Origin of the sequence: Streptomyces sp. RP5T, from assembly GCF_003933965.1 — a bacterium.
In the GTDB taxonomy this organism is placed as follows: Bacteria; Actinomycetota; Actinomycetes; order Streptomycetales; family Streptomycetaceae; genus Streptomyces.
In genome coordinates this window covers 1-3110 of record NZ_RSAJ01000802.1, presented here as the reverse complement: position 1 = coordinate 3110, position 3110 = coordinate 1, and the positions used below count along the sequence as shown (strand labels likewise).

The 3110-nt window shown below is 68.4% G+C and carries 2 protein-coding genes, 1 tRNA gene, 1 other RNA gene and 1 pseudogene; 3 read left to right on the top strand and 2 right to left on the bottom strand.

What is annotated here, in order from left to right:
- Window positions 1–702: 702 nt before the first annotated feature.
- A pseudogene (locus tag EHS43_RS48495) lies at window positions 703–858 on the top strand (site-specific integrase); the annotation flags it as partial.
- 36 nt (window positions 859–894) lie between these two features.
- Here the strand turns inward: EHS43_RS48495 and EHS43_RS41230 are convergent.
- A complete protein-coding gene (locus EHS43_RS41230) occupies window positions 895–1248 on the bottom strand; it encodes a hypothetical protein (RefSeq protein ID WP_125195635.1) in 354 nt (117 codons plus the stop codon).
- 135 nt (window positions 1249–1383) lie between these two features.
- Window positions 1384–1471, bottom strand: a tRNA-Ser gene (locus EHS43_RS41225).
- A 72-nt stretch (window positions 1472–1543) separates the two neighbouring features.
- Between EHS43_RS41225 and ffs the strand changes: the two genes are divergently transcribed.
- Together ffs and EHS43_RS41215 are read left to right on the top strand one after the other, a co-directional pair.
- Window positions 1544–1642, top strand: an RNA gene (gene ffs / locus EHS43_RS41220) — signal recognition particle sRNA small type.
- A gap of 74 nt (window positions 1643–1716) precedes the next feature.
- Window positions 1717–3110: DNA polymerase III subunit gamma and tau (locus tag EHS43_RS41215; protein ID WP_125195634.1), on the top strand; the 1394-nt coding region annotated here is incomplete at its 3' end.

The following is a 3110-nucleotide window of genomic DNA, read 5'->3' as shown; positions in this document are numbered from 1 at the left end:
GTCCAAGCCGTCATCGCCCTGGCCCGTCGGCGGGCCAGCGTCCTGTGGGCGCTCTTGCGTGACGGAAGGATCTTCACCTCCGTCCCGCCGCTCACGCAGGCGGCTTGACTTCGTCATTGAGACTCCTTGAGTGAGACCTCTAATACAAATCAGATAAATTGGTCGATAGTAGGGCGTGAATCACGGCGCTCGGCGCACTCAGCGGAGCTCGAAGCCGAAGCCTGCTGCCGTGCCTGCTCCCTCACGTTGCTAGCGCTTCTACAGTGGCTTCCGGCCTGGAGCACCTAAGCTTGGGAAGCTAAGGGCATTTTGGGGCCTGGTGGGCGGTCGGTTGGTTCCCTGGTGTTCCCCGTGGTTCCCCGCCCGATCTGGCATCTCGTCTGGCACGCGGCTCACGGCCTCACCGCGTGGCAATGTCAGTGGTGCCGTACACAATGCGCGCCATGAGCGATCACTACGAAGTTGTCTTCTCATGTTCCTGAGCGCCGACACTCCGGCCTCGGTGCTGCGGACGCTGCGCTGGCACATGGGCATGGAGGACGAACGCCCGGAGGGCCTGGACGCAGAAGATCACCCAGCCGGGGCGCAGACAGGAGGCAGGCCGCGCCGCAGGTCTTTGGAGCGAGGGGCAAGTCCGGGGGAAAGGGGCACCAGTTCCGGCTTGCTGATCCGCTCTCGGAGGCGAGTGTCGCCGAGGCGGAGGCGACCGTCCTCCTGATCCTTGGCGTCCCGGACGTCGTGGTCGAAGCGATCATGGGTTGGGAGCCTGGGGGAGCGGCCCGGATGCGCGCCCGGTACATGCACGTCACTGGGACGCTGCTGCGGAAGGTTACGCAGCAGGTTGGAGACGCGCTGTAGGAGCCGCTTGGAGAAGACTGAGCGATGCGCGGCAAGTCAGACCGTGTGGATTCCCGCTTCGCGTTCGGCCAAGAAGTCATCGAGCAGCGCGAAAAGCACTGCCATGACGCGCTCCTCCTGCTCCGGTGACAGCTGCCAGTGATGCCAACCGTCAGGTAGGGCAAGGTGGCGGACCAGGCCCGGCCAGGCGTGATTGCATTCGCGGCCGCGTCGGGCCACCAGCCACTCACGCCAGCCGTCCAGCCCGGGGCCGCCGTGCCGCTGAGCGTGAGCGTCGTATCCACCCAAAAAGGACTCCAACCGGGCCACCGTGACCTGACCCACGAACATCCCGGGTCGCTTCGCCACGTTCGCCCAGTACTCGCGCTCGCTCATGCTCATGAGATCCATTCGCTCATCCTCATACGCTGAAGCTGGCGAGGCGCCTGATCCCAACGGAGCGGTGGTCGGCCAACTGAGACGGACAACGACGAAGGGCCCCACCGCGAACGGTGGGGCCCTTCGACATCGTGCCCGGTGAGGCACTGGCGGAGGATACGAGATTCGAACTCGTGAGGGGTTGCCCCCAACACGCTTTCCAAGCGTGCGCCCTAGGCCTCTAGGCGAATCCTCCGCGGCAAACAATACAAGACGTTGAGGAGTGCTCGCGAACTCGTTCCCACCCCTCGCCATCGGGTACTGTTTGGGCAGCCCCTCACGCGGCGCTATCTGACTGAACTCCCCCAGGGCCGGAAGGCAGCAAGGGTAGGTTGGCTCTGGCGGGTGCGTGGGGGGCGTTTGAGTTCCCGGGCGGGGTCGGTCCGGACGGAGCGCCCGCGCGGGGTCGGGTTGTCAGTGGGCGCCTATAACCTCGTATGCGTGTCGTCTCTCGCGCTGTACCGCCGCTATCGCCCGGAGTCGTTCGCCGAGGTCATCGGGCAGGAGCATGTCACCGACCCGCTGCAGCAGGCGCTGCGGAACAACCGGGTCAATCACGCGTACCTGTTCAGCGGTCCGCGCGGATGCGGCAAGACGACCAGCGCACGCATCCTCGCCAGGTGCCTGAACTGCGAACAGGGGCCCACACCGACCCCCTGCGGCGAGTGCCAGTCCTGCCGCGACCTGGCCCGGAACGGGCCGGGGTCCATCGACGTCATCGAGATCGACGCGGCATCTCACGGTGGTGTGGACGACGCCCGTGAGCTGCGCGAAAAGGCCTTCTTCGGCCCCGCGAGCAGCCGTTACAAGATCTACATCATCGACGAGGCCCACATGGTCACGTCGGCCGGGTTCAACGCGCTGCTGAAGGTCGTCGAGGAGCCCCCGGAGCACCTCAAGTTCATCTTCGCCACCACCGAGCCCGAGAAGGTCATCGGGACGATCCGGTCGCGGACCCATCACTACCCCTTCCGTCTCGTGCCGCCCGGCACCCTGCGCGAGTACCTCGGCGAGGTGTGCGGCAAGGAGAACATCCCCGTCGAGGAGGGCGTGCTCCCTCTCGTCGTGCGGGCCGGCCAGGGGTCCGTCCGGGACTCCATGTCCGTCATGGACCAGCTTCTCGCCGGCGCGCGCGAGGAGGGTGTGACGTATGCCATGGCCACCTCCCTCCTCGGCTACACCGACGGCTCCCTCCTCGACTCCGTCGTCGAGGCCTTCGCCACCGGCGACGGCGCCGCCGCCTTCGAGGTCGTCGACCGTGTCATCGAGGGGGGCAACGACCCGCGCCGGTTCGTCGCCGACCTGCTGGAGCGGCTCCGGGACCTGGTCATCCTCGCCGCCGTCCCCGACGCCGCCGAGAAGGGGCTCATCGACGCCCCCGCCGACGTCATCGAGCGCATGCAGGCCCAGGCCGGCACCTTCGGCGCCGCCGAGCTCAGCCGCGCAGCCGACCTGGTCAACCAGGGACTGACGGAGATGCGCGGCGCCAACTCACCCCGTCTCCAGCTGGAGCTCATCTGCGCACGCGTGCTGCTCCCGGCCGCCTACGGGGACGAGCGCTCGGTCATGGCCCGCCTCGACCGCATCGAGCGGGGCGTGAACTTCTCGGCCGGCGGCGCCCCCGCCATGGGGTACGTACCGGGGCCGGAGGCGCACGGGGGAGCCGCCCCGGGTCCCTCGGCGGTCGCCGTCCCGCCCTCCGCCGCCGTCCCGCCCTCGGTGGACGTGCCGCCCGGCGGCGGTCCGGCCGCGGCCCGGGCAGCGGTCCGTGCCGCGGGCGCGGGCGCGCCCGGTGGAGCAGGTGCTCCTGGCGGATTCCCCGGTGCCACTGGTGC

Coding starts and splice junctions, on each gene's coding strand:
- EHS43_RS41230 (WP_125195635.1), bottom strand. CDS start 1,248: ATGGATCTCATGAGCATGAGCGAGCGCGAGTACTGGGCGAACGTGGCG.